The 22954-nt window shown below is 64.9% G+C and carries 21 protein-coding genes and 1 pseudogene; 11 read left to right on the top strand and 11 right to left on the bottom strand.

Features of this window, described 5'->3' with window-relative positions; translation table 11 throughout:
- Complete coding sequence (locus ACVWW6_RS15835) at nucleotides 1-1212, bottom strand: NnrS family protein (RefSeq protein WP_011089820.1); 1212 nt, start codon at nucleotides 1210-1212, stop codon at nucleotides 1-3.
- A gap of 130 nt (nucleotides 1213-1342) precedes the next feature.
- Here ACVWW6_RS15835 and ACVWW6_RS15830 point away from each other — a divergent pair, with 130 nt between their 5' ends.
- A complete protein-coding gene (locus tag ACVWW6_RS15830) occupies nucleotides 1343-2053 on the top strand; it encodes a Crp/Fnr family transcriptional regulator (protein WP_011089821.1) in 711 nt (236 codons plus the stop codon).
- Between the two features lie 120 nt (nucleotides 2054-2173).
- Here the strand turns inward: ACVWW6_RS15830 and ACVWW6_RS15825 are convergent, their stop codons facing one another.
- Both ACVWW6_RS15825 and hemN read right to left on the bottom strand, forming a co-directional pair.
- Nucleotides 2174-2371 carry a DUF1858 domain-containing protein gene (locus ACVWW6_RS15825; protein ID WP_011089822.1) on the bottom strand — a complete coding sequence of 66 codons (198 nt, stop codon included), beginning with the start codon at nucleotides 2369-2371 and terminating at the stop codon, nucleotides 2174-2176.
- A 257-nt stretch (nucleotides 2372-2628) separates the two neighbouring features.
- Entirely contained in the window at nucleotides 2629-3981 is a 1353-nt protein-coding gene (gene hemN / locus ACVWW6_RS15820) for an oxygen-independent coproporphyrinogen III oxidase (RefSeq protein WP_028173044.1), read from the bottom strand.
- A gap of 203 nt (nucleotides 3982-4184) precedes the next feature.
- On the opposite strand from hemN, the gene ACVWW6_RS15815 reads away from it, so the two are divergent.
- From ACVWW6_RS15815 to ACVWW6_RS15800, 4 genes and pseudogenes are all read left to right on the top strand, one after another.
- The gene (locus tag ACVWW6_RS15815) at nucleotides 4185-4385 is read left to right on the top strand and encodes a hypothetical protein (RefSeq protein ID WP_028173043.1); all 201 of its coding nucleotides are present in this window, start codon (nucleotides 4185-4187) and stop codon (nucleotides 4383-4385) included.
- A gap of 25 nt (nucleotides 4386-4410) precedes the next feature.
- Nucleotides 4411-4875: pseudogene (locus tag ACVWW6_RS15810) on the top strand (copper chaperone PCu(A)C); the annotation flags it as partial.
- A 534-nt stretch (nucleotides 4876-5409) separates the two neighbouring features.
- The gene (gene nirK, locus ACVWW6_RS15805) at nucleotides 5410-6504 is read left to right on the top strand and encodes a copper-containing nitrite reductase (RefSeq protein WP_028173042.1); all 1095 of its coding nucleotides are present in this window, start codon (nucleotides 5410-5412) and stop codon (nucleotides 6502-6504) included.
- Between the two features lie 53 nt (nucleotides 6505-6557).
- On the top strand, nucleotides 6558-7436 hold the full coding sequence (locus ACVWW6_RS15800; RefSeq protein ID WP_456680990.1) for an SUMF1/EgtB/PvdO family nonheme iron enzyme: 879 nt from the start codon (nucleotides 6558-6560) through the stop codon (nucleotides 7434-7436).
- 74 nt (nucleotides 7437-7510) lie between these two features.
- Here the strand turns inward: ACVWW6_RS15800 and ACVWW6_RS15795 are convergent, their stop codons facing one another.
- The 3 genes from ACVWW6_RS15795 to ACVWW6_RS15785 are packed head-to-tail and all read right to left on the bottom strand — an operon-like array spanning nucleotide 7511 to nucleotide 9543.
- Nucleotides 7511-8146 (bottom strand): GNAT family N-acetyltransferase, encoded by a 636-nt coding sequence (locus ACVWW6_RS15795; RefSeq protein WP_404523820.1) that lies wholly within the window; start codon nucleotides 8144-8146, stop codon nucleotides 7511-7513.
- A gap of 22 nt (nucleotides 8147-8168) precedes the next feature.
- Entirely contained in the window at nucleotides 8169-8819 is a 651-nt protein-coding gene (locus ACVWW6_RS15790) for a 3-oxoacid CoA-transferase subunit B (RefSeq protein WP_011089829.1), read from the bottom strand.
- Between the two features lie 16 nt (nucleotides 8820-8835).
- Nucleotides 8836-9543: a CoA transferase subunit A gene (locus ACVWW6_RS15785; RefSeq protein WP_011089830.1), complete on the bottom strand. Its 708-nt coding sequence runs from the start codon at nucleotides 9541-9543 to the stop codon at nucleotides 8836-8838.
- Nucleotides 9544-9846: 303 nt separating this feature from the next.
- Between ACVWW6_RS15785 and ACVWW6_RS15780 the strand changes: the two genes are divergently transcribed.
- Nucleotides 9847-11775 carry an AsmA family protein gene (locus tag ACVWW6_RS15780; RefSeq protein WP_028173039.1) on the top strand — a complete coding sequence of 643 codons (1929 nt, stop codon included), beginning with the start codon at nucleotides 9847-9849 and terminating at the stop codon, nucleotides 11773-11775.
- A gap of 26 nt (nucleotides 11776-11801) precedes the next feature.
- On the opposite strand, the gene dctA is transcribed toward ACVWW6_RS15780, so the two are convergent.
- A complete protein-coding gene (gene dctA / locus ACVWW6_RS15775; RefSeq protein WP_456680989.1) occupies nucleotides 11802-13187 on the bottom strand; it encodes a C4-dicarboxylate transporter DctA in 1386 nt (461 codons plus the stop codon).
- A gap of 48 nt (nucleotides 13188-13235) precedes the next feature.
- Entirely contained in the window at nucleotides 13236-14309 is a 1074-nt protein-coding gene (locus ACVWW6_RS15770) for a 4-oxalomesaconate tautomerase (protein WP_456680988.1), read from the bottom strand.
- A gap of 116 nt (nucleotides 14310-14425) precedes the next feature.
- Here ACVWW6_RS15770 and ACVWW6_RS15765 point away from each other — a divergent pair, with 116 nt between their 5' ends.
- The 5 genes from ACVWW6_RS15765 to ACVWW6_RS15745 all read left to right on the top strand — a co-directional run bounded on the left by ACVWW6_RS15765 (nucleotide 14426) and on the right by ACVWW6_RS15745 (nucleotide 20104).
- Nucleotides 14426-15385 carry a LysR family transcriptional regulator gene (locus ACVWW6_RS15765; RefSeq protein WP_060910272.1) on the top strand — a complete coding sequence of 320 codons (960 nt, stop codon included), beginning with the start codon at nucleotides 14426-14428 and terminating at the stop codon, nucleotides 15383-15385.
- Between the two features lie 412 nt (nucleotides 15386-15797).
- A complete protein-coding gene (locus tag ACVWW6_RS15760) occupies nucleotides 15798-17183 on the top strand; it encodes an ABC transporter substrate-binding protein (RefSeq protein WP_011089836.1) in 1386 nt (461 codons plus the stop codon).
- Nucleotides 17184-17278: 95 nt separating this feature from the next.
- Nucleotides 17279-18151: a carbohydrate ABC transporter permease gene (locus ACVWW6_RS15755; protein ID WP_092186871.1), complete on the top strand. Its 873-nt coding sequence runs from the start codon at nucleotides 17279-17281 to the stop codon at nucleotides 18149-18151.
- Nucleotides 18148-18999, top strand: coding sequence for a carbohydrate ABC transporter permease (locus tag ACVWW6_RS15750; RefSeq protein ID WP_011089838.1), 852 nt, complete (start codon nucleotides 18148-18150; stop codon nucleotides 18997-18999). Before ACVWW6_RS15755 ends, ACVWW6_RS15750 begins: the two co-directional genes overlap by 4 nt.
- Nucleotides 19000-19063: 64 nt before the next feature.
- Nucleotides 19064-20104 (top strand): hypothetical protein, encoded by a 1041-nt coding sequence (locus ACVWW6_RS15745; RefSeq protein ID WP_456680987.1) that lies wholly within the window; start codon nucleotides 19064-19066, stop codon nucleotides 20102-20104.
- On the opposite strand, the gene ACVWW6_RS15740 is transcribed toward ACVWW6_RS15745, so the two are convergent.
- The 3 genes from ACVWW6_RS15740 to ACVWW6_RS15730 are packed head-to-tail and all read right to left on the bottom strand — an operon-like array spanning nucleotide 20037 to nucleotide 22937.
- Nucleotides 20037-20849: an ABC transporter permease gene (locus ACVWW6_RS15740; protein ID WP_161536533.1), complete on the bottom strand. Its 813-nt coding sequence runs from the start codon at nucleotides 20847-20849 to the stop codon at nucleotides 20037-20039. The genes ACVWW6_RS15745 and ACVWW6_RS15740 overlap by 68 nt on opposite strands.
- A gap of 4 nt (nucleotides 20850-20853) precedes the next feature.
- A complete protein-coding gene (locus ACVWW6_RS15735) occupies nucleotides 20854-21768 on the bottom strand; it encodes an ABC transporter permease (protein WP_456680986.1) in 915 nt (304 codons plus the stop codon).
- Entirely contained in the window at nucleotides 21765-22937 is a 1173-nt protein-coding gene (locus ACVWW6_RS15730) for an ABC transporter ATP-binding protein (protein ID WP_456680985.1), read from the bottom strand. Before ACVWW6_RS15730 ends, ACVWW6_RS15735 begins: the two co-directional genes overlap by 4 nt.
- Nucleotides 22938-22954 lie beyond the last annotated feature (17 nt).

Raw genomic sequence — 22954 nt, 5'->3', positions numbered from 1 at the left:
CTATCGTGCCGGAGCGGGCAGGCCCATGATGGCCAGTGCGCGCCGGCTGCTGCCGGCGAGCAGCGGGCCGAACGCAATCGCAAAGCCGAGGAAGGCGACGACCCAGCCGCAGGCGGCAATGTGCAGCAGTGCATCGGCATGCGCAGGCCACACCACGGCAGCAACCCGCGCCAGCGCCGCGGCGATGATCGCGACGTAGATACCTTGTGTCGCCGGCGAGGCCGTCAGGGTCTGTCCGGTGTGGCCGAGGCTCGCACGCGTCATCACCGCGAGCGTCATCGTTCCGGCAGCGCCCGCCATCCAGGCGTGAATCCCCGCGCTCGGCGGCAACGCACCGAACACGGCCAACGCATGCAGGAGGAAACCGAGCGGCACGAAGACATAGCCGACATGCAGGATCAGGAGCAGCCGCTCGCGCGAGGTGCGGTCGCCGGCCCAGCGCGCAAGCCGCACCAGATGCAGCACGCCGACGAGCGCCATCGCGGCACCGGTCACCACATTCAACGGCGCCACGATCCACGAGATCAGCGCCAACGCGCTCAATGCGATCACCGCGCCATCGAAGCGGCCGAACGGGACCGGCAGGCGGCCGGGATTGAACTTGACCAGCCAGTTGCGGGTGAAGCTCGGAATGATGCGGCCTCCGATCAGCGCGATCAGCAGCACGACCACGCCGATGCCGACGCGGATGCTGACATCGGCCGCGCCCGCGTAGTGCGCTTCGAGATGAAAGCCGACATTGCCGGTGAGCAGCACGAGCACCAGGATCACCACGGGAAGGTTGCGCCAATTGCCGCCCGCGATGATCTCGCGCGTCGCGGCGGCGACGACCAGCGCCAGGAACGCGGCATCGACGACAAGCGCGAACGCCCAGCCGACCTCGGCGGACAGCGTCACCGCGAGGCGGCCGGCCAGCCACACCGCCAGCAACGCGCCCAGCGACGTGCCCTGGATCGGCAGCCGCCCGGTCCAGTTCGGGATCGCCGTAAACAGGAACCCGGTGATGACCGCCGGCAGGAAGCCATAGAGCATCTCGTGGACGTGCCAGTCGCGCGGCGCGAAGGCCGACGTCACCGACAATTCGCCGTAGAACATCGGCAGCCAGGCCAGGATCGAGAGCCCTGCCTGGATGGCGGCGAGCAGGAAAAAGGGCCGAAAGCTGTTCGCGAACAGCGGCCAGCCCGCAAAGTTGCGGGATCGGGCGCCAGCCATGGGGGCAACTCCTGTAAATTCAGACCGTTGCTTGGAAAAATACTGCCGCCCCGGCCGGCGGGTTTTGCGCTATCGCAAACTACCGGACGATTGCAGGTGCCATCACACTCCAGAGCGCCAAGGAGGCAGAATGGCCAAGGTCGACACATCGCTGGTTGCGCATTTGCCGCTGTTTGCCGGGGTCACGCCGGAAGCCCTGGACGAGATCCTGCGCGAGGCCCGCTCGGCGCGCTATCCCAAGAACAGCGCCATCTTCGAGCAGGGCGCAGACGCGCAGTCCTTCTTCCTGCTGCTGCACGGCCATGTCCGCGCGGCCAAGACCACGCCGACCGGCGAGCAGATCGTGGTGCGCTACGTCGCGCCCGGCGAGACTTTCGGGCTCGCAATGGCGATCGGAGCCGGGCGCTACCCCGCGACTGCGATGGCTGTCGACGACAGCGTGGTGCTGATCTGGCCGACCTCGGCCTGGCCGCGGCTGGTCGAGCGGTTTCCGGCGCTCGCCGCCAACACGCTCCAGACCGTCGGCACGCGGCTCCAGGAGAGCCACACCCGCATCCTGGAAATGTCGACCCAGCAAGTCGAACAACGCATCGCGCATGCGCTGCTGCGCCTCGCCAAGCAATCCGGCAAGAAGCTCGACCACGGCATCGAGATCGACTTCCCGATCAGCCGCCAGGACATCGCGCAGATGACCGGCACCACGCTGCACACCGTGAGCCGCATCCTGAGCGGCTGGGAACAGCAGGGCCTCGTCGAGAGCGGCCGCCAGCGCATCATCCTGCGCGAACCGCACAGGATCGTCGTGCTGGCGGAGCGGAGTCCCGACAGCGGCGCGCCATGAGGGCTGCGCCGGCAGGTTCACCCTGCTCCCGAAGATTGGGGTGAGAGCCGCTTTCGCTTACGGCGAAAGCGCTCCCTCACCCGGGAATCCGCACGCGGCCCGCGCGAATTCCAGACCGTCTCACGCCGGCACGCAGTCGCAGAGCGCGGCGAGGAATTTGTCGCGGTCGATGCCGTGCTCGCGGCAGGCGTCTTCCACCGTGTGGAAGGTTGCGATCGGGCAGCCGACGCAGGCCAGCCTGAAAGCAAGAAACACGCGGATCGTGTGCGGCGCCGTGCGCATGATGTCATCGACCAGATCGTCGGATCCAAAAGGCATGGACAACTCCGTTCCGAAACGACGATAGCGGAGCGGGCTGTGGTTTCTTTGTTGGAGCGCAAGCTGTTGCCAGTTCCTCGGCTCGTCATTCCGGGGCGCGCCATCGAACCCGGGTTTACCCGAGTTCGGAAGACTCTAAGATCCAAGTCGGCAACAGCCGACTTGGATGGCGCGAACCCGGAATCCATCGGGCAGCAAGCTGTGCGGTGAAATGGATTCCGGGTTCGCGCCAAGCGGCGCGCCCCGGAATGACGCAGCTACACCGCCCGGCTGTGCAGCTGCTTGCCGGGATCCAGATGCGCGTCGAACGCAGCGGCGACGCTGCGGACCAGGAAGCGCGAGTCGTTCGCGACCGCGAGCCGGTCGCCGTCCAGCCTCACGACGCCGTCAGAAATCAGCGGTTTCAGACGCGACGCCGATTTGAGCATCGCCTCGGGCTCTGCGCCGTGGCGCGCGCAGATATCACCGAGATCGGCGCTGAACTCGCACATGATGCGCTCGATGATGTCGGCGCGCAGCCGGTCGTCGTCGGTGAGCCCATAGCCCTTCGCGGTGGCGAGGCGGCCGGCGCCGATGCTCTGCGCATAGGCGCCGATCTGCACCTCGTTCTGGACGTAACCCTGCGGCAGATGTCCGATGGCGCTCGCGCCGAAGCCGAGCAGGACCTCGCCTTGGTCGGTGGTATAGCCCTGGAAATTGCGCCGCAGCGTCCGCTCCTCGAAGGCCACGGCCATGGAATCGTCGGGTCGCGCGAAATGATCGAGCCCGATCTGCACGTAACCGGCCTCCTTCAGGGCATTCGCGATCGCACAGGCCTGGTCGTGACGCGCCGGGCCGTCGGGCAGCGCGCCCTGGTTGATCATGCGCTGGTGCTTCTTGAAATCGGGCACGTGAGCGTAGCCGAACACCGAGAAGCGATCGGGCGCGAGCAAGAGGCTGCGCCGCACCGTGTCCAGGCACGAGGCGACGGTCTGATGCGGCAGCCCGTAGATCAGGTCGAAATTGATTCCCGCGATGCCGGCATGCCGGAGCATGTCGACGACGGCAGCCGTCTGCTCGAAGCTCTGGATGCGGTTGATCGCACGCTGCACGATGGGGTCGAAACTCTGCACCCCCAGGCTGGCGCGATTGACGCCGGACAGCCGCATGGCCTCGACCATATCGGCGGTCAGCGTGCGGGGATCGATCTCGACGGCAATCTCGGCCGATGGCAGTACGAAGAACGCCTGGCGCATCGCCGCCATCAACTCGGCAAAAGCCTCGGGCGCCATGATCGTCGGCGTACCGCCGCCGAAATGGATATGCTCGACCTTGATGCGGCGACCGATGGTCTCGGCGACCAGCGCGATCTCACTGCGCAGCGTCCGCTGGTAGGCCGCAATCAGATCGTCGCGCCGGACGATCTGGGTATGGCAGCCGCAATACCAGCACATCTCGCGGCAGAACGGCACGTGCAGATAGAGTGACGCGCTGGCACCGGCCGGGAGCTCGGACAGCCAGCGGGCGTAGGTACCGGCGTCGATGACCGGCGAGAAGTGCGGCGCGGTCGGATAGCTCGTGTAGCGAGGCAGTCTTTCTTCGCCGTAGCTCACTGCGAGATCAGCTCTCATATCTTACCCATTCGTAAATTTCGGCCGCTTGCGGAGCCGCGGCAAATCACGGAATGCATTCAGCTAACCCGGATTTGCGGAAGCGACCTTGCGCTCGCGCAAAGTCGGACCGGGGCACCGCAAACATTGCGCTCGCGCAAAGCGCAGCGGACGGTTCCGCGCAATGATCACGGGCAATTCGCACGGCATCCGGAGCGTTTGCCATGAGGCTTCTCGCACTCGAACTGATTTTCTCCCTGCTCGACGTCCGCGGCCATATCCCGCGTTTCGACGACTTCCGGCCGGTTCCGGCCTCGCCGGCCCCGGCCGGTATCGTGCACACGCTGGCCGCCGTAATCGCCGTCCTCGCCGTCCTGTCGCTGGCGATCTGGGCCGCGGTCTGGGTTGCCATTCATTTGCTATAGCCGCGTCTTCGCGAAGGCCTCGATCATGATCTCATCCAAACGCGCATTTGCCGGCGCGGTCGCCCTGACATGCCTTGTCTGGCCGCCCGCCTTCGCCGCCGACACGACCAGCGGCGATCTCGTCATCACCAAGGCCTGGAGCCGGGCGACGCCCGGGGGAGCCAAGGTCGCCGGCGGCTATCTGACGATCGAGAACAGGGGCCACGCGCCGGAGCGGTTGCAGACCGCATCGGCCGCCCATGCGCTTCGAACCGAAATCCACGAAATGGCCGTCAACAACGGCGTCATGACCATGCGCCCGCTCATCGACGGGCTCGTCATCGCCCCCGGACAAATCGTTGAACTTGCCCCCGGCGGCGGACACCTGATGTTCATCGGCCTCGATGCTCCACTTCGTGTCGGCGACCAGGTACCGGTGACGCTGTCGTTCGAGCATGCCGGCGAAGTGAAAGTGACGCTCGACGTACAGGCTATCGGCGCGCAGGCGCCGGAGAAAACAGAGCGCACGGAGATCGCGCAGCCCGTGCACCACCCGGAGCCGGCGGCGGCCGCTCCGCCCGCGATGGTTTCCGAAGCCGACGAAAGTTTCTTCACCCATCTTCATGCCGAGAAGGCCATGGCGAACGTCACGGTCTCGCCCGGTCGTGCCGGTCCGGTCGAGATCGCAATCCAGCTCGAAGATGCGAACGAGTTGCCGCTGAGCGCCGACGCCGTTGCGGTCACGCTCGGCAACCCCGAGCACGGCGTGGCGCCGATGACGGCAAACGCCGAACGCGTCGGCAACGATCAGTGGAGAGTCAGGATGTCGGCGCCGCTGTCTGGCCGATGGTCGCTGGGCCTCGACATCCGCATCACGCCGTCGGACGCGGTCAACGTGGTGTCGCCGATCCTGCTCCGTTGAAGGATCTAAGTACTGTTGCGGAGGCGAATCCGGCGAAAGCTTGTTGCAGCGCAAACACTCTTGCCGTAACAGGCGCACACTGCATCCCGTCATCAAAACCATTTCAGATGAAGGATGCTTCCGATGTTCACCCGCAGAGCCGCATTGATCAGCGCCGCCGCGACCGCCCTGATGCTGGCGACACCCGCGCTGGCCGCCGACGATCTCAAACTGCCGCGCCAGAAAGTGGAGCTGGTGGCCCCGCCGTTCGTGCATGCGCACGAGCAGGCGACCAAGCAGGGCCCCAAGATCGTGGAGTTCAAGCTCACGATCGAGGAGAAGAAGGTCGTCATCGACGAGAAGGGTACCACCTTCCAGGCGATGACCTTCAACGGCTCGATGCCGGGCCCGCTGATGGTGGTGCATGAAGGCGACTACGTCGAAACGACGCTGGTCAATCCCGCGACCAACACCATGCCGCACAACATCGACTTTCACTCCGCGACCGGCGCGCTCGGCGGCGGCGCGCTCACCCTGATCAATCCCGGCGAGCAGGTCGTGCTGCGCTGGAAGGCGACCAAGACCGGCGTGTTCGTCTATCACTGCGCGCCGGGCGGCCCGATGATCCCTTGGCACGTCGTCTCCGGCATGAACGGCGCCGTGATGGTGCTGCCGCGCGACGGACTGAACGACGGCAAGGGCCACGCGCTGAAATACGACAAGGTCTACTATGTCGGCGAGCAGGACATGTACGTGCCGCGCGACGAGAAGGGCAATTTCAAGTCCTATGACTCGCCGGGCGAAGCCTTCACCGACACCGAAGAGGTGATGAAGAAGCTGATCCCATCCCATGTCGTGTTCAACGGCAAGGTCGGCGCGCTTACCGGCAAGAATGCGCTCACCGCCAATGTCGGCGAGAACGTGCTGATCGTGCACTCGCAGGCCAATCGCGACAGCCGCCCGCATCTGATCGGCGGCCATGGCGACTATGTCTGGGAGACCGGCAAATTCGGCAATGCACCCGAGGTCGGTCTGGAGACCTGGTTCATCCGCGGCGGCTCGGCAGGGGCTGCGATGTACAAGTTCATGCAGCCCGGCATCTACGCCTATGTCACGCACAACCTGATCGAGGCCGCCGACCTCGGCGCCACCGCGCACTTCAAGGTCGAAGGCAAGTGGAACGACGATCTGATGACCCAGGTGAAGGCGCCTGCGGAAATCCCGGCCAACACCAACTAGACGCGACAAGGGGCCGGTGGATCACCGGCCCCTTCTTCCTTTCGGGGGACAACATGCTGATCGCATTCAAGCTGAAACTGGTCCTGGCTTGCGCGGCCGGACTCGCAGGACCGATCGCGGTGGCGCCGCTGGTCTCGGACATGGCGGTCCGCGGCACGGCGACGGAGCCCGCGATCGTCAAGATCGCGCCGGGCAATCTGTCCTATCGCGAGGCGGGCGATTTCACGCGGGGCGGGCAGCAGGCGGAAGCGCCGCTGCGCGCGATGCGGTTCACGAGGCCGCTGCACGTCATGCGGCATCAGGTTTCGTCATCCGACTACCAGCTTTGCGTGCAGGACGGCGCCTGCCGCGCTCTCGATCGTGACGTGGCGATCGCCACAGATCGCCCCGCGGTGCAGGTGAGCTGGCACGACGCACAGGCCTATGCGGGCTGGCTCTCGCACCGGACCGGCAAGACGTGGCGCCTGCCGAGCGACGCGGAATGGGCGTTTGCGGCGGGCTCGCGCTTCAAGGACGATGGCGCGCCGGTGGACGCGGACAATCCTTCGAAGCGCTGGATCAGCCGCTATGAGCGGGAATCCGAACGCGACCTCTCCGACACGACGGCTTATCCGTTCGGCAAGTTCGGCGTGAACGAGCACGGCATCGAAGATCTCGCCGGCAACGTCTGGGAGTGGACCTCGACCTGCTTCGTGCGCTCGCGGACCGACGCGGCCGGCAATGCCGGCCGGGCGACCGTGAATTGCGGCGTGCGCATCGCGGAAGGCGCCCACCGCGCCTATGTCACCGATTTCATCCGCGACGCCCGCGCCGGCGGCTGCGCGCAGGGCGTGCCGCCCGCCAATCTCGGCTTCCGCCTGGTGCGCGAGGAGCCGTCGTGGGTCGCGAGCGTGTCGGCGCGGTGGAGCAAGACGTGGGCGGCGAGGTCGTAGCCGCGAAGGCGGGCAATCCGGTATTCCAAGCCTTCGCGGAGCATGACAGTGTCGAATGCGGAGACCAAGCGCGCTTAAATCGCGCGCGCAAACATGCGAAATCCCGGTGCGCCGATGATCGCCTCGAAAGCGGTATCACGCTTCTCCTCCGCAAGGACAAAGCCGGCCTTGGCGTAGGCGCGTTCAGCGGGCACGTTGCCGATCAGGAACGAGATCGTCGCCCGTCGAAACCCAGCCGCGCGCCCCTGATCCAGCGCGTGCGCGATCAGTGCCTGCACGAGGCCCCGGCCGCCATATGCAGGATCGGTTGCGACATGCTCGATCATCCAATCGCCCTCGCCGCCTTGAACCCAGCAGCCGCGCGCATAGCCACCGCGCTGGCGGATCGCTTCCAGCTCCGACGCGGCGAGCCCGATCGCGGCTGCGACTTCCTCGATCGCGCGCCAGGCCGCAGGACCGGTGCCGGCCGCTGGCACGGCGCATAGCGCCGCGCCCGGCGCACCATCAACCTCGGCAATCCAATACTGCGAGACATGCCACATCGACACCGCGCGCGTGGCCGCGACGCGCGCGATGAAATCGAGGCATTCCGCTTCCGGCCAGCCGAGCGCGACGTCGAACCAGCCGCGCGGCCGGTAGCCACGCATCGATCGCAGGATGGTTTGTGCGATGAAACCGGCGTCTTCGGGACGCGCAGACCGTATCGTCATGCGCGCCCTCTCTGCGACGACCTTATGTGTTCTTCAGCGCGACGCGGAATTCGGCCTCGGTCTTGGCCTTGACCTCGTCGAGCGAGACGCCGTCGGCGAGCTCGATCAGCGCCATGCCGCCGTCGCCGTGCTTGTCGATGGTGAAGACGGCGAGATCAGTGACGACCATGTCGACCACGCGCTCGCCGGTCAGCGGCAAATTGCACTTCTTCAGGAGCTTCGAGCCGTCCTTGGCGGAATGCTCCATCACAACGACGACGCGCTTGACGCCGGCGACGAGATCCATCGCGCCGCCCATGCCCTTGACCATCTTGCCGGGGATCATCCAGTTGGCGAGATCGCCGTTCTGGGCCACCTGCATGGCGCCGAGGATCGACAGATCCATGTGGCCGCCGCGGATCATGCCGAAGGAATCCGCGCTCGAGAAATACGAGGTCGAGGGCAGCTCGCTCACGGTCTGCTTGCCGGCATTGATGAGGTCGGCATCCACCTCGTCCTCATAGGGGAACGGGCCCATGCCGAGCATGCCGTTCTCGCTCTGGAGGCTGACGTCGACACCATCGGGGATGAAGTTCGAGACCAGCGTCGGGATGCCGATGCCGAGATTGACGTAGTAGCCGTCACGCAGTTCCTTGGCGGCGCGCGCAGCCATCTGTTCACGGGTCCAGGCCATGTGAGTCTCCTGACGCTTAAGCGGCGGTGCGCGGGCGGGTGTTGCGGAATTCGATGCGCTTCTTGGCCGTACCGACCTCGACGATGCGCTTCACGAAAATGCCGGGCGTGTGGATGTGGTCGGGATTGAGTTCACCGGCCGGAACCAGATGCTCGACCTCGGCCACCGTGATCTTGGCGGCGGTCGCCATCATCGGGTTAAAGTTGCGCGCGGTCTTGCGGTAAATGAGGTTGCCGGCGGTATCGCCCTTCCAGGCGTGCACGATGGCGAGGTCGGCGAACAGGCCGCGCTCCATCAGATACTTCTCGCCGTCGAACTCCTTCACTTCCTTGCCTTCGGCGATCAGCGTGCCGACGCCGGTCTTGGTGTAGAAGGCCGGGATTCCGGCGCCGCCGGCGCGGATGCGTTCGGCCAGCGTGCCCTGCGGGTTGAATTCGAGTTCCAGCTCGCCGGCGAGGAACTGCTGGGCGAACAGCTTGTTCTCGCCGACATAGGACGAGATCATCTTCTTGATCTGCCGGGTTTCCAGCAGGCGGCTGAGCCCGATGCCGTCGACGCCGGCATTGTTGGAGACGACCGTCAGCCCCTTGACGCCGGACTCCCGGATCGCGTCCGACAGCTCCTCGGCGATGCCGCAGAGGCCGAAGCCGCCCGACATGATCATCATGTTGTCTTTCAAAATGCCGTCGAGAGCCGACTTGGCGTCGGGATAGACCTTGTTCATGCAAAAACCTCGACTGAACCTTCGGCTTGCGGGCGTCGCGCCTTATTGGCGGCGATTATTAGGCGAAATCGTCCGAAGCCGTCAATGATACGGGGTTCTCCGCTCCGCGGGGCGGTGGTAGAAGCTGCCCACGCCGTGGGCAGGATCGCCCCCGGCCTTGAAAGCGACAAGAAAACCCATCAAGTTGCGGCACTTAACATAACAGGACTTGTGACGTAACAAGGCTTGGGCGTGGGGCGCGCGGGTTTCCCGGCCCGCCCCTTTGGCTCCAACGACCAACCCGATCAGGACACGCCATTGACCATGGCCCAAGGAATGAAGCGCCTCGGGACGCCGATCGCGGCGCTGCTCGGCGTCGCGCTGATCGCCCTGATCGCGACCTCCTGGCTCATCAACCGCGACGCGCTGCGCAAGGCCGTGGAAGCGCAGATCCGCGACGTCACCGGGCTCGAGCTCAGTGTCGCAGGCCCCATCGACATCTCGGTGCTGCCGGCGAGCTACATCTCCTTCCATGACGTCGGCCTGAAGGGCGGCGGCACCAGCGACCCCGCGCTCCGTGTCGACGTGCTCACCGCCAATCTGCGGCTGCTGCCGCTGCTGCTGCAACGGTTCGAGATCGCCGACCTGACGCTGCTGCGGCCGCGCATCCATGTCAGCCTGAAGCCGGACGGCGAGAGCAACTGGACGCCCTTCATCCAGACCATTGCGCGCACCATGAAGCCCGGCGCCGAAAATCAGGTCTCGTTCTCCGAGATCCGGATCCAGGACGGCGTGCTCAATTACGAGGACGCCGCCACGCACGCCACCGAGCAGTTCGACGACATCGACCTGTCGCTGGCCTGGCCCTCGATCTCGCGCTCCTTCGCCGCGACCGGCCAGTTCGACTGGCGCGGCGAACGCGTCGACGGCTCGATCAGCTTCGCCGACTTCGTCGCCGCCCTCTCCGGCGACCGTTCCGGCGTGAAGGCGCGGATCGCCAGCGCCCCGCTCAAGCTCGCCTTCGACGGCAGCGTCGCCAACCGCACCAGCCCGATGATGGAAGGCACGCTCACGATCGACAGCCCGTCCTTGCGCAACGCGCTGCGCTGGACCGGCCAGCCGCAGCCCGGCAGCGGCGGCTTCGGCCGTTTCGCGCTGAAGGCACGCGCCAATGTCGTCGGCGCCTCGATCGCGCTTACCAACGTCAATGTCGAGCTCGACGGCAACGCCGCCGAGGGCGTCATGACCTACGCCAACAACGGCCGGCAGACGCTCCAGGCGACGCTCGCCGCCGACGCGCTCGACTTCACGCCCTATATCTCGACCTTCCGCCTGCTCGCGAGCGGCGCGCGCGACTGGAACAGGCAGCTGTTCGATCTCAACGGGCTCTCGACCACCGACCTCGACATGCGCCTGTCGGCGGCGCGGCTGACGGTCGGGCCGTCGAAGCTCGGCCGCACCGCGATCGGTGCCAATTTGCGCAACGGCACGCTGGCGCTCTCGGTGGGCGAGGCCCAGGTCTATGGCGGTATCGCCAAGGGCTCGTTCGGCATCGCGCGCGCCGACACCGTCGCCGACATAAAGGCGCAATTCCAGTTCACCGACGTCGACCTCCAGGCCTGCGCCTCCGAACTGTTCGGCCTCAACAAGCTGTCTGGCCGCGGCAACATCAACGTCTCCCTCGTTGCCTCCGGCTCGAGCCCGTTCGGCCTCGTGCAGTCGCTCGATGGCAGCGCCACCGTCACCGGGCATGACGGCGCGATCTCGGGCTTCAATGCCGAACAGCTCCTGAAGCGGCTGGAGCGCCGGCCGCTGTCCGGTGGCGGCAATTTCCGCAACGGCTCGACGCCTTACGACAATCTCACCATCGCGGTGAAATTCTCCGACGGGGTCGCCACCGCCGAGGACATCCGCGTCGAAGGACCGGCGGCGAAGATCACGATGACCGGCACCGCCTCGGTGCCGACGCGCGAATACGACATGAAGGGCGTGGCGAGCCTCAACAGCGCCTCGGGCTTCGAATTGCCCTTCGTGGTGCAGGGCCCCTGGGATGATCCCCTGATCTTTCCCGATCCGGAAAGCCTGATCCGCCGCTCGCCCGCGTCCGCGCCCCTGCTCGACATGCTCAAGGACCGCAAGGCGGGCGACGCCGTGCGCTCCGCGATCGAGCGCATCACCGGCACCGCCAAGCGTCCCGCCCCGGCAGACTCGCCGACGGCGGAGAACGCCAAGGAAAACGCCAAGTCCAACTAGAGTGATCGGCGTCGCTCTCTTCGGGTTCAAGCGGCCGATTGCGTCGTCGAAATCCAGCTCTCGTTCTCCTGCACCACGGTTGCTCCGCCGATCGCCGTCCCCGCCCCGACCTCGCGCGTGACGCTCTGCCCCAGTTCACGGGCCAATACTTCGCGATCACAGGCATCCTCCCACAGCGAAATGGTGATGGCCGCGACACAGTTGCTGATCATGCTGGTCAGCGCCCGCGCTTCCGACATGAAGCGGTCGATGCCGACGAGCAGCGCCACGCCGGTCACGGGCAGATCCGGCATGACGGAGAGGGTCGCGACAAGCGCAACGAAGCCGCTGCCGGTGACACCTGCCGCCCCTTTGGACGTCAGCAGCATCAGGCCGAGCATCGCCGCGATCTGCCCCCACGACAGATGAATGTCGCAGGCTTGCGCGATGAAGATGGACGCCAGGGTGAGGTAAATGGCGCTGCCGTCCAGATTGAAGGAATAGCCCAACGGCAACACGAGCCCTGACACGCCTTTCCGGCATCCGAGCTGCTCCAGCTTGCGCAGCGCGCCCGGCAGCGCCGGCTCCGACGACGACGTGCCGAGCACGATCAGCAGCTCTTCTTTGAAGTAGCGGATCGTCTTCCACAGGCTGAAGCCGTTCAGCCGCGCCAGCGTCCCAAGCACGACGACCACGAAGACAGAGCAGGCGATATAGAAGGTCAGAATCAGCAGTCCGAGCGAGCCGATCGATCGGATGCCGTAGCGCCCCACGGTGAACGCCATGGCCCCAAAGGCACCGAGCGGAGCGAGCTTCATGATGAAGCCGAAGGACACAAACAGCACTTGTGAGAACGACTCGACCGCTTTCGCCACCACAACGCCGCCATCGCCGGCACGGCTCAGGCCAAAGGCGATCAGGATGGAGACGAGCAACACCGGCAGCACTTCGCCATCGGCGAACGCTCCAAAGAAGGAGTGCGGGATGATGTGCAGCATGAAGTCCGCAAATCCGGTCGCACCTGCCTGCTTGGTAAATTTCGCGGCCACCGACGGATCCAGCGTATTGACGGACACATGCATGCCAACGCCCGGCTGGATCTGTGACACGGCGATCAGCCCGGCCAGCAACGCGAGCACGGTCAGCAGGTAGAACAGCGCCATGGATTTCACCAGCGCGCGGCCGACCTCGCGGGAATCGCTGATGCTGTTGATGCCGCTCACGATGGTGCAGAATACGATCGGCGCGATCATCATCTTGACCAGCTTGACGAAGCCGTCGCCAAAGGGCTTCAGCGCGGCGCCGAATTCGGGCCAGAAATGGCCCGTGAAGACACCCAGCATGAGACCGATCAGCACCTGGACGTAGAGAATCCGGTAGAACGGCTTTCGCGGCTCGCTGCTCGCGGACCCAGCCGGCGCTCGCATCTGCATTCTCGTTTCTCCCTTGTGTTATTCTTGAGGTTTAAAAGCAGCCCGGCTTCAGGCCGCCAGCACCAAATGAGGCACGTGCGATCGACGGGCGAAGACGTGGCCCTCGAAGATTCGCCGGGCCGTCCGCAGCACCCGGGCAACCGGGCCGGGCTCCAGCCGAACCACGAGCTGGCCGGAGGGATGGGCGAGGGTGATCGGCACCGGCGGCGCCATGGGTCCGACCATCTCTGCCGCGATCGTCCCGGGCGTGACGCATGCCGTCGCGATCGCGACAGCGCCGGTCACCGCCAGCGCGTTATGGCAGTCATGCGGCATGAAATACCTGGTGCTCAACGTCGCCTCGCCTCCGCGCGCAATCAGAACCGGCTTCGGAATCACCATTGTCGCGGAATTTGGAAAGCCCATCCGGCATCCGGCCTCGATGCGCAAAGTTTCGAGGCGCGCGCGAAAGCCGCCGTCGGCGAAGTCCGAGGGAGCCTCACGGCCGGTCCACCCCAGATCCGCCGCGCGGACCAGCATAACGGGCATCGCCGCGTCGATGCAGGTCACATCGATCCCTTCGATGCGATCGACCGGTCGTCCGGTGGGCAGGAGACGACCAGTGCTTGCGCCGGCCGCGTCGGGGAACGACAGCTCGATCGGCGCGGCCGTTCCCGGTACGCCGTCGATCCGCGCCTCGCCGTCGTAAGTCACGCGCCCTGCGGGGGTCGGAACGGTCGCGTCAATCAGCTTGCCGGTGTTAACATTGTGGATCCGCACATGGGTGCGATCCGCGGCGGCGGCGACCAGGCCGGCTTCGATTGCGAATGGCCCCACCCCCGCGAGCATGTTTCCGCAGTTCGGGGAGGTATCGACGATGCCTTCACGAACACGCACCTGGGCGAACAGGTAGTCGACATCGGCGCCTGGCACCGATGCCGGTCCAACGATCGCGACCTTGTTGATAACGGCATTGCCGCCGCCGATCCCGTCGATTCCAAGATCGTGCCCCCCTCCCATCACAGATAGCAGGATCGCGTCGCGCAGTTTGGGGTCGGCCGGAAGATCGCGGGCCAGGAAGAACGGCCCGCGCGAGGTGCCCCCGCGCATGACCACACAGGGAATGGCAATCTGATCGTTCATGGAGCTGTTCCGTTCGCGACAACTTCGCTCGATCCGGAGCATCCCTCGACAGAACTCTTTTGTGAAATGCAAATATCTGATGTATTATTCCGATTATCGATACAATTGAGCTTGCCATGAACGCAGAACTTCTCGACCTCAAGGCGTTCATCACCGTGGCGGAGACGGGAAGCTTCGTGCGCACCGCCAGGGCGCTGAACCTGTCGCAGCCGGCGCTGAGCCGACGCATTCAGAAGCTGGAAGAAAGCCTCGGTGCGCCGCTGCTCGAACGCTCGACGCGTCACGTCAATCTCACCATGACCGGCCGTGATTTCCTGCCGAAGGTGCGCCGCCTCATCGACGAGTTCGAGACCTCGGTGCTCGCCATCCACGATATCGGCGCGCGAAGTTCGGGCCTGGTCTCGGTGGCTGCGGTGCCGACAGCGGTGTTCTACTTCCTGCCGCGTGCGATCGGCCGGTTTGCCGAAACGTATCCACGCATTCGCATCCGGATTCTGGACATCGGTGCCAATGAAGGATTGGAAGCGGTCGCGCGCGGAGAAGCCGACTTCGGCATCAATTTCATCGGTGCTTCGCATGCCGAGATCGAATTCGAGAAACTGGTTGAGGATCCCTTCGTCCTGGCCTGCCGTCATGACCATCCGTTGGCATCACGCAAACGGGTCAGCTGGTCAGAGATTGTGTCACACCGGGTCATCACCGTCGGTCGCAACAGCGGCAATCGCGCGCTGATCGACAATGCGCTCGCGCGACACGGCCTGCAGCTGAACTGGTCCTATGAGGTCGCTCACCTCTCCGGTTCGCTTGGCCTCGTCGAAGCGGGACTCGGCATCGCGGTGCTGCCGAAGCTTGCGACGCCCGCCGCCGGTCACCCCATCATTCACACCGTTCGGTTGATCGAGCCGGAGGTGTCGCGGACGATCGGAATCGTGCGCAGGCACGGGGCGACGCTATCTCCTCACGCGAGCCAGTTTCTCAAGATGCTTCTCGAGGCGTGGCACACGCCTTCCGGGACGCGCGGGCAAGACAAGCCGAAGCCCCGATCCGCTCAGGCAAACTCGATTCGGCGGGCCTGAAGAGGAAACGCTAATAGGTCGGCAGCGCAGCGCTGCAAGACCGTTCCCCTGTCGAACCGGAAGTTCCTCGGATCAGCCCCGCCGTGTTTTCAGAGGCATTTTGCGTCCTCCGGCCGCAGCACCATAGCGTGGCCAGCCGACTGCGTTGCGTTCAGTCCTCATACCGCTTACAAGGCCGGGCTTCGCCAGTCGCGAGCAGGTACGGATGCACATGGTCAGGCGATCAGAACGCAGAACCCGAATTGATTGCCGCTAATTGATGCGGCGATTGGATCGATGCGCACGTTAATCATCTCCACAGGCGCCGTCCCCACGACCTAGGTCTGACAACATGCCGCTAGATCGGCTGACGGCCATGCGCTAGTGTTTTATACGACCGGTTAAAAACACCGGCCGTTTGAGGGAGAAAAACGTGAGATCCAAGGTTATTGGCGCAGTCACACTGGCGGTCGCTGCGGCCGGGCTGTTCGCAGCCGCTGCACCCGCATTTGCGCAGCAGAAGACGATTACGGTCTGGTGGGGCAAGGGCTTCTACCGCTCCGAAGACGACGCGCTGATCGAGACGATCAAGAAGTTCGAAGCCAAGACCGGCATCAAGGTCGAATTGTCGCAGTACGCGATTCAGGACATGATTCCGAAGACGGTCGCCGCGCTCGATGCCGGCACCGTGCCCGATGTTGCCTATTCCGACTCTTATGACGTGCAGGCGCAGGGCAAGTGGGCCTATGAGGGCAAGCTCGAGGACCTCACCGATGTCATGGAGCCGATCAAGGATCGGTTCGTGCAGAACACGCTGGATGCGTCGATCCTCTATAACGACGTCACCAAGAAGAAGGCCTATTACGGCTTCCCGCTGAAGCAGCAGAGCATGCACGTCCAGATCTGGAACGACATGCTGGAGAAGGCCGGCTTCAAGCTCGCCGACATCCCGACCGACTGGGAAGGCTACTGGTCGTTCTGGTGCGACAAGGTGCAGCCGGGGATCCGCAAGGCCACCGGCCAGCGCATCTACGCCGTCGGCCAGCCGATGGGCGTGGAATCCACCGACGCCTTCCAGTCGTTCTACACCTTCATGGACGCCTACCACGTCAAGCTGGTCGACGACGACGGCAAGCTGCTGGTCGACGATCCCAAGGTCCGCGAGAACCTGATCAAGGCGATGAAGGACTACACCGACACCTACATCAAGGGCTGCACCCCGCCCTCGTCCACGACCTGGAAGGACCCGGACAACAACGTCGCCTTCCACAACAAGACCATCGTGATGACCCACAACTTCACGATCTCGATCGCGGCGAAGTGGTACGAGGACTCCCAGAACCAGGCGCTCACGCCCGAGCAGCGCGAGGCCGGCAAGAAGGCCTATGAGCAGGACATCGTCACGGCGTCCTTCCCGAAGGCGCCTGACGGGTCGACCATCCGCTACCGCTCCGACGTCAAGACTGGGCTGGTCTTCACCGCGGCCAAGAACAAGGCCGAGGCCAAGCAGTTCATCAGCTTCCTGCTCCAGGAAGACAACGTCCGTCCCTATATCGAGGGCGCGCTCGGCCGCTGGTTCCCGGTGACCAAGGAAAGCCAGGCCAGCCCGTTCTGGCAGGCCGACAAGCACCGCAAGGCGGTCTACGCCCAGTTCACCGGCGGCACCGCCGCGTTCGACTTCACCAAGAACTGGAAGTTCACGATCCTCAACAACGAGAACGTGTGGGCCAAGGCGATGAACCGGGTCGTCAGCGAGAAGGTCCCGGTCGACAAGGCCGTCGACGAACTGATCGCCCGCATCAAGCAGGTCGCGGGTTAATTCATCCTTTCCCTCTCCCCGCTTTGCGGGGAGAGGTATAAGAACAACACCGGCCGCGTTTCGCGGCCGGCAACTCTTTGAAGAGTCCGAAAAGAATGGCGATCACGCTCTCTGGCGATCAGGCAATCCCCGCGCCGCCCTTGTCGTCGCGGCTGACCCCGGCGCAGGTCTGGGGCATCGCGCTGCTCGCGCCCTATCTGCTGGTTTTCCTCGCCTTCGTCGTCTATCCCGTCTGCTACGGGCTGTGGCTGGCGCGGGCGCCGGCGAACTATGTCGCGCTCTACAACGACCCGATCTTCGCGCGCGCCGCGGTCAACACGCTGATCTTCCTGGTCATCGGCATCAACATCAAGATGCTGATCGCGCTGTTCCTGTCCGGCTTCTTCGCCCAGCAGCGCACCTGGATCAAATGGCTCTCGGTGATCTTCATCCTGCCGTGGGCGGTGCCGTCGATCCCGACCATCCTGTCCGTGCGCTTCATGCTCAATCCCGAATGGGGCGTGATCAACCACCTCATCTTCTCGTTCACCGGTGACGACGGCCCGAACTGGCTGAACGACCCGACGGTGGCGCTGACCATGGCGATCGGCGTCCACATCTGGAAGTCGCTGCCGTTCTGGACGCTGATCCTGATCACCGGACGCCTTGCGATACCGCACGATCTGTTCGAGGCCGCCGAGGTGGATGGCGCGAGCTGGTGGCAGAAGTTCCGCTTCATCACCTGGCCGTCGATGCAGACGCTCTACATCACCTGCACGCTGCTTTCGATGATCTGGACGCTCGGCGATTTCAACAGCGTCTACCTCCTCACCGGCGGTGGCCCGGCCGACCTCACGCATGTGCTGGCGACGCTCGGCATCCGCTATCTCCGGCTCGACCAGCTCTCGCTGGCAATGGCATCGATCGTCTGTGCGATGCCGTTCGTCCTGCCGCTCGTGTACTTCATGATGAAACGGTTGTCGCGATGAAGCTTCCCTCCTTGCGCGAAGTCGCGACCGAAGCGCGGTTGCTGCTGATCGGCATTCCCGTCTTCATCTGGACGATGGTGCCGATCTATCACATGTTCCTGTTCGCGATCTCCCCGAAGGAGGACGCGTTCTCGGGCAAGCTGTGGCCCGACCATCCGACGCTGCACAACTTCGAGATCGTGTTCAAGCAGCAGCACTACTTCCTGCGCGACTTCTATGTGCAGTTCTGGAACTCGCTGGTGATCGCGGCGTCGGTCGGCGTGCTGACGCTGTTCATCGCCACCGCCGCCGCGTTCTCGATCTCGCGGCTGCGGGTGCCCGGTGGGCGCATCGTGATGAACCTGGCGCTCTTCACCTATTTCATCCCCGCGGCGTTCCTCGCCGTTCCGATGTACCGCACCATGGGTAATTACGGCCTCCTGAACAATCACTGGTCGCTGATCCTGGCCATGGTGACGATCGCCAGCCCTTACGCGATCTGGGTGCTGAAGCAGGCCTCCGACAAGCTGCCGGTCGAGCTGGATGAAGCCGCCGTGATGGACGGCGCGACGACGCTCCAGATCTTCCGGCTGGTCTATCTGCCGCTGATGATGCCCTCGCTGGTCGCAATCGGCACCTATGCGGTGCTGCTCGCCTGGAACGAATATCTCTACGCGTTCCTGCTGCTCTCCAACGACCGCGAGATCACGCTGCCCGTCGCGCTCGGCAACTTCCTCGCCGCCGACGATTCGCCGTGGGAGCTGTTGATGACCACCGGCTTCATCTACGCGCTGCCACCGGCAGCGATCTACTACGCCTTCCGCCGCTACATGGTGGGCGGGCTCACCGCGGGTGCAGTGAAGTCCTGACGCGACAGGACGCATCCGGTCGCCGCAAGCAGCGCGTTCGAGCGACAACGTGGACAATTGAAGATTGTCCACGCCTGCTCTAACCTCGGAGCCCTGTCACGGGCTCGTCATCATGCGCGGCAACGACGCGATCCATCTCGGCCTGATGCTGCTCGCGCTCGCGGCAGCCTATCTGGTGCCGTTTGAGCTGTTGCTGCTGGCCTATGTCGTGCTCGGCCCGGCGCATTATTTCACCGAGATATCCTGGCTGCATGACCGCAGCTACTATCTGCCTCACCGCGGGATTGCCGTAGCCTTGGCAATCGTCGCCGTGGTCGCGGCGCTGATCGACAACGCCTCGTGGTTCGGCTTCGCGATGTGGGGCGCGCTGATCGTCTGCGCCATGCTGGCGGCGACCACATCCGCGGTCGAGAGCATGCTGCTGTTCATGGCGGCGATCGCCCTGTCCGCGATCATGTATTCGAGCGGATCGTCGCTCGCCGTGATCGGCATCCTGATCCCGACGCTCGTTCACGTCTCGCTGTTCACGCTGATCTTCATGGTGCTCGGCGCCTATCGGTCCGGCAGCCGCGTGCAGGCCACGCTGGTGGTCGTCTACCTCGCCGCAATTGCCACGATCCTGCTGCTGCCGCAGACCGCCGAAATCCGGATCGCGAGCTTTGCCCGGGTCGGCCAGGATTATTTCGGCAATGTCGGCCCGGCCCTGGGCCGGCTGTTCGGTGTGCCCGGCCTCGTCCTCGACACCAGGCTGACCAGCCTGCTCGCCTTCGTCTACACCTATCACTACCTCAACTGGTTCATCAAAGCCGACGTGATCCGTTGGACCGAGGTGCCGAAGGCCCGGCTGGCGGCGATGGCCGCCGCCAGCGCTGCATCCACCGCGCTTTATTTCTACGACTATGCGTTCGGCTTCACCTTCCTGCTGGCGCTGAGCCTGATCCACATCCTGCTCGAGTTTCCGCTCGACAGCCTCGCGCTGCGCCAGCTCGGCGCCGCAATACAAGGCTCGGCGCGTGGATGGCACGCTGCACGAACGGCTACAGCGGCGCCGCGCTCTCGCCCTGCGAGCTCGACAGCTTCGAAGCGAGCGAAGCAATCACGATGACGACCGCGATCAGGCCGATCACCAGCGTGCAGATCGCGTTGATCTCGGGCTTCACGCCAAGGCGCACCTCGGAATAGATCCGGATCGGCAAGGTGGCCGAGCCCGGACCGGTGGTGAAGCTCGCGATCACGAGATCATCAAGCGACAGCGTGAAGGCCAGCATCCAGCCGGCGACGATCGCGGGTGCGATCAACGGCAGCGTGACGGCCGCGAACGCGCGCACCGGATTGCAGCCGAGGTCCATCGCCGCCTCTTCCAGCGAGCGGTCCAGCGAGCCGAGGCGGGACTGCACGACCACGGCGACGAAGCACATCGTCAGCGTGGTATGGGCGATCGTCACCGTCCAGAAGCCGCGCTCGGCGTTCAGCGCGACGAACAAGAGCAGCAGCGACAGTCCGGTGATCACCTCCGGCATCACCAGCGGCGCATAAAGCATGCCGGAGAACAGTGTCCGGCCGCGGAACCTCTCGCCGCGCGACAGCGCCACGGCGGCGAGCGTGCCGAGCAGCGTGGCGATGCTCGCCGAGGAGACCGCGACCCGCAGGCTCATCCAGGCCGCCTCGATCATCGCGCGGTCATTGAAGAACTCGTGATACCAGCGCAGCGACCAGCCGCCCCACACCGTCACCAGCCGCGAGGCGTTGAAGGAATAGATGACGAGAATGAGGATCGGCAGATAGAGGAACGCCAGCCCCAGCGCGAGCGAGGCGATATTGAAGCGGGACAGGCGAGAGACCTTGCGCATCGGCTCACCGCCCCTGTTCCAGTTGTCGCTTCTGCAGCCGTTCGTACAGCAACAGCGGCACCAGCAGCACCACCAGCAGCACGATGGCCGCTGCGGAAGCGACCGGCCAGTCCTTGTTGGTGAAGAATTCGAGCCACAGGGTCTGGCCGATCATCAGCGAATTGGAGCCGGCCAGGAGGTCCGGAATCACGAACTCGCCGACGATGGGGATGAAGCACAAGAGCACGCCGGCGCCGACGCCGGGCAGCGACAGCGGGAAGGTGACGAGCCAGAACACCTGCCAGGGCGGCGCGCCGAGATCGGAGGCCGCCTCCTCCAGCGCCGGCTCCATCTTGGCGAGCGTGGCATAGAGCGGCAGGATCATGAATGGAAGATAAGAGTAGACGATGCCGATATACATCGCGGTATCGGTGGAGAGCCACACCACCGGCTGGCTGACCAGATGCAGCGCGAGCAGGATCTGGTTGAGCAGGCCGTCGTGCTGGAGGATGTTGATCCAGGCATAGATGCGGATCAGGAACGAGGTCCAGAACGGCACGATCACCAGCACCATCGCCACCGCCTGCCAGCGCTTCGGCAACCGCGCCATGCCATAGGCGATGGGATAGCCGATCAGGAGCAGCAGCGCCGTCGCCGTGACCGCGACGGTCAGGCTGCGCACATAGGCGTACACATAGATGTCGTCGGAACCGAGCAGCCTGAAATTGTCGAGCGACAGCGCGGCAAAGGCCGCCTTGAGCGATTCCCATCCCGCCGCCAGGTCAAACACCGGCTCGTAGGGCGGCTGCGCGATCGCGGTCTGCGACAGGCTGATCTTCAGCACGAAGGCGAACGGCACCAGGAAGAACAGCACCATCCAGACATAGGGGGCGATCGCGGCGAAGCGCGCCGGCCTCGCGAAGATCCGGCGTCCGCTCATGACGGCAGCACCACGCAGTCGTCGGGCGTGAACCAGGCGACCACGTGCTGGTTCAGGCTGTAGGCGTCGACGTCGAGGCGCGCGCTGTTGGCGACGGACGCCTGCACCATCCCGCCGGTGTCGAGCTTCACCTTGTAGGTGGTGGTGCCGCCGAGATAGCAGATGTCGGCGATCACGCCGTCCAGCCGGTTGATCGCCGTTTCATAACCTGCCTCGCTCACCGGGCCGCGGCGCGACAGCTTGACCTTCTCGGGACGGATCGCAACCGACAATTTTCCCGCGCCGACCGGCTCCCGCGGCTCGGCCACCACCAGCGTCCCCGCATCACGCGTGCCGACGACCAGACGATGGCCGTCGCGCAATCTGGACTCGGCGTCGAACAGATTGATGTCGCCGACGAACTCCGCGATCCAGCGCGAACGCGGCGCCTCGTAGAGCTCGCGGGGGCTCGCGACCTGGGCGAGCTTGCCGACCTTCATCACCCCGATCCGGCTCGCCATCGTCATCGCCTCTTCCTGATCGTGGGTGACGATGATGAAGGTCATGCCGAGCCGGCGCTGGAGCTCCATCAACTCGCCTTGCGTGCTCTCGCGCAGCTTCTTGTCCAGCGCGGCGAGCGGCTCGTCGAGCAGCAACAATTGCGGCCGGCGTGCCAAAGCGCGGGCCAGCGCCACGCGCTGGCGCTGGCCGCCGGAGAGCTGGTCGGGCTTGCGCTTCTCCAGGCCCTCGAGCTTCACCAATGCGAGCATCTCCGCAACGCGCGTGGCGATGTCGGCGCGCGCCAAGCCGGCGCGCTTCAGGCCGAAGGCGATGTTGTCGCGCACCGAGAGGTGCGGAAACAACGCGTAGTTCTGGAACATCATGTTGATCGGACGCTCATGCGGCAGCGCCTGCGCGATGTCCTTGCCGCCAAGCAGGATACGCCCCTCATCCGGCGCCTCGAAGCCGGCGAGCATGCGCAACAGCGTGGTCTTGCCGCAGCCGCTAGGCCCGAGCAGCGCGAAAAACTCGCCGGCCTTGATGTCGAGCGAGACACCGTCCACGGCCCGGAACGTCCCGAACGTCTTGGCGACGCCCTCGATGCGCAGCAACGGCTGACCTGCTACGGGAAATGCAGCTCCAGCGGCCGTATCCGCCGCGACGTCCGTTCCGGGCAACTCTTCCGCCATGGTCCCTGCCAACCCCG

Source organism: Bradyrhizobium sp. USDA 3311 (genome assembly GCF_054062495.1).
Note: the sequence above shows the minus strand (reverse complement) of the source record. Positions and strands in the feature narration are given on the sequence as shown.

Coding starts and splice junctions, on each gene's coding strand:
- ACVWW6_RS15825 (WP_011089822.1), bottom strand. CDS start 2,371: ATGCCTTTTGGATCCGACGATCTGGTCGATGACATCATGCGCACGGCG.
- ACVWW6_RS15785 (WP_011089830.1), bottom strand. CDS start 9,543: ATGAACAAGGTCTATCCCGACGCCAAGTCGGCTCTCGACGGCATTTTG.
- ACVWW6_RS15800 (WP_456680990.1), top strand. CDS start 6,558: ATGCTGATCGCATTCAAGCTGAAACTGGTCCTGGCTTGCGCGGCCGGA.
- ACVWW6_RS15835 (WP_011089820.1), bottom strand. CDS start 1,212: ATGGCTGGCGCCCGATCCCGCAACTTTGCGGGCTGGCCGCTGTTCGCG.
- ACVWW6_RS15740 (WP_161536533.1), bottom strand. CDS start 20,849: ATGCGCAAGGTCTCTCGCCTGTCCCGCTTCAATATCGCCTCGCTCGCG.
- ACVWW6_RS15780 (WP_028173039.1), top strand. CDS start 9,847: ATGGCCCAAGGAATGAAGCGCCTCGGGACGCCGATCGCGGCGCTGCTC.
- dctA (WP_456680989.1), bottom strand. CDS start 13,187: ATGCAGATGCGAGCGCCGGCTGGGTCCGCGAGCAGCGAGCCGCGAAAG.
- ACVWW6_RS15730 (WP_456680985.1), bottom strand. CDS start 22,937: ATGGCGGAAGAGTTGCCCGGAACGGACGTCGCGGCGGATACGGCCGCT.
- ACVWW6_RS15795 (WP_404523820.1), bottom strand. CDS start 8,146: ATGACGATACGGTCTGCGCGTCCCGAAGACGCCGGTTTCATCGCACAA.
- nirK (WP_028173042.1), top strand. CDS start 5,410: ATGTTCACCCGCAGAGCCGCATTGATCAGCGCCGCCGCGACCGCCCTG.
- ACVWW6_RS15765 (WP_060910272.1), top strand. CDS start 14,426: ATGAACGCAGAACTTCTCGACCTCAAGGCGTTCATCACCGTGGCGGAG.
- ACVWW6_RS15830 (WP_011089821.1), top strand. CDS start 1,343: ATGGCCAAGGTCGACACATCGCTGGTTGCGCATTTGCCGCTGTTTGCC.
- ACVWW6_RS15735 (WP_456680986.1), bottom strand. CDS start 21,768: ATGAGCGGACGCCGGATCTTCGCGAGGCCGGCGCGCTTCGCCGCGATC.
- ACVWW6_RS15770 (WP_456680988.1), bottom strand. CDS start 14,309: ATGAACGATCAGATTGCCATTCCCTGTGTGGTCATGCGCGGGGGCACC.
- hemN (WP_028173044.1), bottom strand. CDS start 3,981: ATGAGAGCTGATCTCGCAGTGAGCTACGGCGAAGAAAGACTGCCTCGC.
- ACVWW6_RS15815 (WP_028173043.1), top strand. CDS start 4,185: ATGAGGCTTCTCGCACTCGAACTGATTTTCTCCCTGCTCGACGTCCGC.
- ACVWW6_RS15790 (WP_011089829.1), bottom strand. CDS start 8,819: ATGGCCTGGACCCGTGAACAGATGGCTGCGCGCGCCGCCAAGGAACTG.
- ACVWW6_RS15755 (WP_092186871.1), top strand. CDS start 17,279: ATGGCGATCACGCTCTCTGGCGATCAGGCAATCCCCGCGCCGCCCTTG.
- ACVWW6_RS15750 (WP_011089838.1), top strand. CDS start 18,148: ATGAAGCTTCCCTCCTTGCGCGAAGTCGCGACCGAAGCGCGGTTGCTG.